This is a genomic window from Halanaerobium sp., assembly GCF_003070835.1.
In genome coordinates, this window is record NZ_QBLR01000185.1 from 1 (window position 1) to 6756 (window position 6756).

Genomic DNA, 6756 nt, shown 5'->3' on the forward strand with positions numbered 1-6756 from the left:
AGTTTTATCTTATCAATAATTGTTATTGCTGTAATGACATCTGTGGCATTTTTTACTTATAATTATTCTCAGAAGATAATGTCAGATCAAATTGCTGAGAAAATTGATTTAATTCGAAATAATCAGCGAGGAAAAATTTTAGGTGAAATTAAGGATATTAAAGAGATGACTCAATATTTTTCTGAGTCAAGTGATATTAAAGGGTTAATTAGTATGAATAATTATTTTATTAAGGATGGAAAATTAGTTGAGTTAACAAATGTGTGGAGCAGTTTAATAACTAAAAATTCAGATATTCTAACTCAAAATAATGGAATGCTAGCAGCAAGTGAATTTTCTTATATAACAAATGAAAATGGAGTGGTAGTTGCGGATTCTAGAATTGGAAATACTGATAATATTAAAGAATATGTTGGTAAAAAACTTTCAGAAAATGAGTATTCAAAAGTTTTAAATGAAGAAGTACATATTTATAACGGGAAACCATATGTTTTATTTAATTCAAAGATTAATGCTGAAGGAGCAGAGGAGGATGGACCAACAGGCTATTATGTAATGGCAATGAGTTTAGATATTTTTTATAGTGATTCTTTGCAATCATTAACCAGTATATCCTCTTTTAAGCTATTAAATTCTAATGGGTATATATTAAGTAGTTCAGATAAATCTCTAATGGGAAATCAGATAGATGATTCCTGGTATGAAACTCAAATAAATTCTAGTCAAGAATCTGCTGTTAGAGATCTGGAGAACAGAAAACAATATTTTGATCAAATAAGTAAAAAGAGAATTTCAGAATTAAGAGATAAATTTATTAAAAGTCATCATAAACGTTTCAGTGTTTTTGATAGTCAGCTGCATAAAGAAATTGTTTTTGCATCACATAATAATTATCTAATTGATAGTTATTTGAAGATGATTAATCATTTCACTATGCTTTTTAGTTATTTGAATGACCAGCGTTCTGAAAGCTCACGAGAGGAGCATATTAATTTAATTGATTCAATTATAGAGGATAATAAACAAAAAGCATATAAAATTTTATTTAGACATCTTGATCGAGTTGAAATTGCTAAAGATGCGAAAATAAAAAAAAGAGCTCAAAAAGAGCCCTTTTAGCTTTACTTTAATATTAAATTGTCTTTATTTGTTTTAAATTGTTGGTACCAGGTACCTACAAATTTCGATGATTTACTTAATAATATCTGTTCCCATATAAGGTCTTAATACTTCTGGAACTGTTACACTGCCATCTTCATTTTGATAGTTTTCTAAAATAGCTGCCAGTGTTCTACCGATCGCAAGTCCTGAGCCGTTTAATGTATGGACAAATTTTGTGCTTGCTTCTGGTTCAGGGCGATAACGAATACCCGCTCTTCGAGCCTGAAAATCCTCAAAATTACTGCAGGAAGAAATCTCTCTATAAGTATCATAAGCTGGCATCCATACTTCAAGGTCATATGTTTTAGCAGAGGCGAAGGTGAGATCACCTGTACATAAGGTAACTACTCTATAGGGTAATTCTAATTTCTTCAAAACTTCTTCTGCATCTGCTGTTATTTTTTCTAGTTCAGAATAGGAATCTTCTGGCTTAACGAATTTAACCATTTCAACCTTATTGAACTGATGCTGTCTGATAATTCCTCTGCTATCTCTACCATGTGCACCGGCTTCTGCTCTAAAACAGGCACTGTAAGCACATAAATATTGAGGCAGTTCATCTGCATCAAGAATTTCATCTCTGTAGAGGTTTGTTACAGGCACCTCTGCAGTTGGTATTAAGTAATAATCGTGATCTTCAAGTTTGAACATATCCTTTTTAAACTTGGGCAGCTGACCTGTTCCTGTCATGCTGTCTGCATTTGCGATAAATGGTGGAAACACCTCTTTATAACCATGTTCTGCAGTATGCAGGTCAAGCATAAAATTGATTAAACTTCTTTCAAGTCTGGCACCTGCACCCTTCATAAAAGTAAATCTGGTACCTGTTACTTTGCCGCCTCTCTCAAAATCTAAAATATCAAGATCTTCACCAATATCCCAGTGAGCTTTATATTCAAAATCAAATTCTCTTGGTTCACCCCATGTTTTTACTTCCTCATTGTCTTCTTCATCTGTACCCACAGTTACTGATTCATGTGGAATATTTGGTATAGCAAGCAGTATATCATCCAATTTCTTTTCTACCACACTGACCTGCTGGTCAAGTTCTTTGATTCTGGCAGATACTTCCTGCATTTTTTTAATCAGATCTGAAGCATCTTCTCCATTCCTTTTTAATTCTCCAATTTTATCAGAATTGACATTGCGTTCATGTTTGAGCTGTTCAGCTTCGTACAGCAGATCACGTCTTTTGTCATCTAACTTCTGAAACTCTGGAACAGGTGATTCCATATTGCGCTTTTTTAGTGCCTCTTCTACAATTTCCGGATTTTCTCTTATAAATCTCATGTCCAACATTTTAACGTCCTCCTATTGAATTTATTTGATAATCTTCAAAAATATTTAAAAGTCCAAACCAGCTTAATTATAATATTAATGCTCTCAAATGCATTTATATTTTCTAAAAAACAAAAAACATAAAAGATACTCTATGAACAAAAACTGAAAAATTTACTCTAAAAAACAAAAAACTCCTCCCCTGAACAGGGACGAGATTTTCCCGTGGTGCCACCCTAATAGCATAATTATGCCGCTTAAAAAGTTTTAACGGTCTCCACCGGTGAAGATTAATAACAATATGCTTTCTTCTCCACAACTCCAGGCCGGATTCAAAAATTCAATTGGCTGATTTACAGCGACCATCAGCTCTCTAAATATATTCAATTGAAATTTCTACTAATGCCCTTCTCAGTTTTATAAAATTGGCTATTTATATGTTAAGATAATTATATTACAGTGAAATTTTAAATTCAAGTTAAATATATACTTTTTCAAGTCTGCTGCTTAAATTACATACAATCTCATAGTTTATCGTATTTGTAAGATCTGCAATTTCTGAAGCAGTAATGCTTTCCCCCTGCTGTTCTCCAATAAGGACAACCTCATCTCCAACTTTAACATCTTCTACATTATTAACACCAACAATTATCTGTCCCATACAGATCCTGCCTCTTATTGGTGCTCTTTTGCCATTTATTAAAACTTCGCCCTGATTAGAAAGCAGTCTGGGATAACCATCTTTATAGCCAACAGGTAAAACTGCGAGTTTTTCTTTTTCTTCGGTTATATATGTTGAACCATAACTTATAGCTGATCCAGCATCCAATTCTCTCAGCTGTACAATCCTACTTTTAAAAGAAAGAACTGGCTTTAAATCAGCTTCTTTGAGCAGTTCCTCTGAAGGCAGCAAACCATAAAGCATAATACCAGGTCTCACCATATCCATTGCAAATTCTGGCAGATCAATTACTGCAGCACTATTTGCAAGGTGTTTAAGTGGTATGTTATATCCTGCATCCTCTATTTTTTTTATTGTTTTATTAAAAAGAGCAAGCTGCTGATAGGCAAATTCTTTATCACCTTCATCTGCTCGGGCCAGGTGAGAAAATAACCCTTCAACTTTAATATATTTCAATTTTTCAGCTGCTGCAAAAGCTCCCATTAATTCTTCAGGCAGGAATCCAATCCTGCCCATACCTGTGTCAAAATTAAGATGTACAGAAATAACAAAACCCGCTTTTTTTCCTGTATTATTTAACTCTCTTAAAGTTTTAAAACTTGCTGCAGTCTGAATTAGATTTCCTTTAACAATATCTGGATATTGTTCTTCTAAAACTTCAGCCAATACTATGATTGGCCGTTCAATGCCAGCCTCTCTTAATTCAATTCCTTCTCCAGGGCTTCCTACACAGAGATACTCAGCACCCCATTCACTTAATTTTTTTGCAGTGACTACAGCACCATGACCATATGCATCAGCTTTTACAACTGCTGCAATCTTTGTCTGCTCAGGAATTTTACTGCGAATAATATCGTAATTATGTTTTAAAGCACCTAGATCGATTTCGAGCCAGGCGGGTCTGTTAGAAAGTAAACCCATTTATAATAACCTCCGAATCAATTTCTCCATTTATTTAATATATCATCAAGATTTATATTATCTTCTGCAAAGGCTTCTGCAACTCCCTTGTAGACAATCTCACCCTGATAGACATTTAAAGACTTAGCAAGTGAATAATCAGCAAGCATAGCATTTTTAAAGCCTTTATCTGCAATTTTTTCTATATATGGTAAAGTAGCATTAGTTAAAGCAAATGTTGAAGTTCTTGCAACAGCTCCAGGCATATTTGCAACAGAATAATGGATAACATCATATCTTGTATAAACCGGATTATCATGGGTGGTAGGATAAGTCCCTTCAATACATCCACCTTGATCAATTGCAACATCAACAACAACTGTTCCAGATGCCATTGTTTTGATCATTTCTTCAGTAAGAAGATTAGGCGCTTTTCCTCCAGGAATCAGTACTGCACCAACAACTACATCTGCATCTTTTACCTCTTCTGCCACATGGGCATGATTTGACATTGTGGTTTTGATTCTTCCCTGGAAAATATCATCAATATAGCGCATTTTAGAATGTTTTATATCTAATACCGTTACATCTGCTCCCATACCCAGAGCTATTTTAGCCGCATTCCGGCCTACTATGCCTCCCCCAATGATGACTACTTTAGCAGGTTTTACACCTGGAACTCCACTTAAAAGAACTCCCCTGCCACCCTTAGGTTTTTCCAGATAAGCGGCTGCAGCCTGGACTGCCAATCTTCCTGCAACTTCGCTCATCGGACTTAAAAGAGGTAGAGATCCATCTTCCTTCTGAACGGTTTCATATGCAAGAGCTGTAACTTTATTTTTTTTCAATGCTTCTGTTAACTCTTTATCTGCTGCCAGATGTAAATATGTAAATAAAATCTGCCCTTCTTTGAATAAATCATATTCCTCTTCAAGTGGTTCTTTTACCTTGATGATCATATCTGCTTTGGCGAACAATTCTTTTTTATCAGCACAAATTTCTGCTCCTGAGTTTAAATAGTCCTCGTCAGCAATACCGCTGCCGCGGCCGGCTCCTTTTTCAATTAAAACACTGTGGCCTGATTTTTTTAACACCTCTACTCCAGAAGCAGTTAAAGCAACTCTGTTCTCATTATTTTTTATTTCTTTAGGTACAGCAATGATCATAAAACCATCTCCTCAAAAAGAATTTTAAATCTATTTATTCTATAATAATGATATCAAAAATATAGTGTTATTAAAAGATAATTATTTTCATGGGAAAAAGATGAAAATCGAGATGCTATCTACCTATAGAGGGGCAGAGTGTTTGCTGCATCAGGCATGATATATGCGGGAGGTAATTTTTCATAAACCTCTTCTATAATCTCTAAAGCAGCTCCTAAACTATTAACTACTTTAATTTCTGTCGTGCTCAATTTATCTGCATCAATATTGCTGACTAAAATACAGTTGATATCTTTTATCTCAGTAGTGATTAAATAACCTACATATCTTGAAATAGTAAATTCTCTCCGCAGCAGATCTTCTCTTTCTAAATTATTATTATAATTCTGGATAATATCTTCAACTTCGGGATGGCCTATTCCTTCACTGCAGTCTGCAAGCAGGATCAGATAACCACCTTTTTTTACTGCTTTAACTGAATTTACCAGAGCCTTTGAACTCTGATAAAGATTCATATCTTTGGGAAATCCTCCTGCTGAAGCAATCACAAGTTCAGCTTTTTCATCTAAATCAATACCAAATAAATCAGATGTAATACGGCAACCTTCCAGATGAGCCTCAACTAAATCCCCTGCAACTGCTGCAGCAATACCTCCTCTACCATCAGGTATTACATTAAAAATAAAATCAACATCAATCATTTCAGCTGCTTCCATCATATCCAAATGAACCGGATTATTTTCCAGTAAATCACTGTCGACTGTCTCCTTTAAACCATCACCTCTGTTCTCAGCCAGTGAAAGAGAGTGATTTGCCATTATCGACTCATAAGCTGCTGTACCTGGAAGTAGTGATTTCCTACCTCCAGCATAGCCAGCCAGTTTATGAAAAACTATGCCTCCTGTGAGCACAAGTCTATCTGTATTGACTACTTCACTATTAATCCATACAGGTGTTCCGAAAGATGTCTCACCTAAATATTCCATCTCATGCTCAGCTTTATCATCATGATCTATAAATTTTATTTTATTATAATAAATACCAAGTAGCTCTTCTTTCTCTGATTCAGTGTGAGAACGGTGTGAGCCAGCTGCAGATAAAACTGTAATATCATCAAATTCAACACCACCTACTTTAAGTTCTTCAATCAAAAAAGGAAGGAATCCAGACATATTCTGCCAGGAACGGGTTATATCAGAAATGACAAGAGTTACCTTTTCACCTTTATTAACTAGCTGCCTAAGTTTAGGGCTCCCGATCAAATTATTGAGTGCAGCTTGAATTATTTTATTAAAATCTTGATCTTCTGAAAAATAATTATTTTTAGTAATGCTCTGAACATCAACAGGTGATTGAATACCAGAAGAAGACAAATTATCACCAAAATATTTCTGGTCTTCATTTGCCCTGATAATCCTTTTTGTTTTTAATTCCCCAAGTCTTATTTCAGCTTTATCTGAACCATATTTTAATGAAATATTTTTATACATTTTATACAGCTCCTATATAAATATATTTAGGAATAAATTCAAATAATCATTTAAGAAAATTATAATATCCCTTTAGTAT

Annotated in this window: 5 protein-coding genes and 1 other annotated feature; of the genes, 1 reads left to right on the top strand and 4 read right to left on the bottom strand. The window is 34.4% G+C overall.

Annotation, left to right across the window (positions count from 1 at the left end; translation table 11 throughout):
• Nucleotides 1-1119, top strand: a 1119-nt coding sequence (locus CI949_RS14775; RefSeq protein WP_290767673.1) for an FCD domain-containing protein, incomplete at its 5' end; no start/stop codon positions are given.
• Between the two features lie 72 nt (nucleotides 1120-1191).
• Here CI949_RS14775 and serS read toward each other — a convergent pair.
• From serS to larA, 4 genes are all read right to left on the bottom strand, one after another.
• Entirely contained in the window at nucleotides 1192-2460 is a 1269-nt protein-coding gene (serS, locus tag CI949_RS14780; RefSeq protein ID WP_110300927.1) for a serine--tRNA ligase, read from the bottom strand.
• A 184-nt stretch (nucleotides 2461-2644) separates the two neighbouring features.
• Nucleotides 2645-2861, bottom strand: a binding site (T-box leader).
• A 56-nt stretch (nucleotides 2862-2917) separates the two neighbouring features.
• Complete coding sequence (gene alr / locus CI949_RS14785; RefSeq protein WP_110300926.1) at nucleotides 2918-4042, bottom strand: alanine racemase; 1125 nt, start codon at nucleotides 4040-4042, stop codon at nucleotides 2918-2920.
• A 17-nt stretch (nucleotides 4043-4059) separates the two neighbouring features.
• A complete protein-coding gene (gene ald / locus CI949_RS14790; RefSeq protein ID WP_110300925.1) occupies nucleotides 4060-5187 on the bottom strand; it encodes an alanine dehydrogenase in 1128 nt (375 codons plus the stop codon).
• 119 nt (nucleotides 5188-5306) lie between these two features.
• Entirely contained in the window at nucleotides 5307-6677 is a 1371-nt protein-coding gene (larA, locus tag CI949_RS14795; RefSeq protein ID WP_110300924.1) for a nickel-dependent lactate racemase, read from the bottom strand.
• Nucleotides 6678-6756: the final 79 nt, after the last annotated feature.

What these genes read in the sequence shown, in the direction of transcription:
- serS (WP_110300927.1), bottom strand. Translation starts at nt 2,460, where the DNA reads ATGTTGGACATGAGATTTATAAGAGAAAATCCGGAAATTGTAGAAGAG.
- alr (WP_110300926.1), bottom strand. Translation starts at nt 4,042, where the DNA reads ATGGGTTTACTTTCTAACAGACCCGCCTGGCTCGAAATCGATCTAGGT.
- ald (WP_110300925.1), bottom strand. Translation starts at nt 5,187, where the DNA reads ATGATCATTGCTGTACCTAAAGAAATAAAAAATAATGAGAACAGAGTT.
- larA (WP_110300924.1), bottom strand. Translation starts at nt 6,677, where the DNA reads ATGTATAAAAATATTTCATTAAAATATGGTTCAGATAAAGCTGAAATA.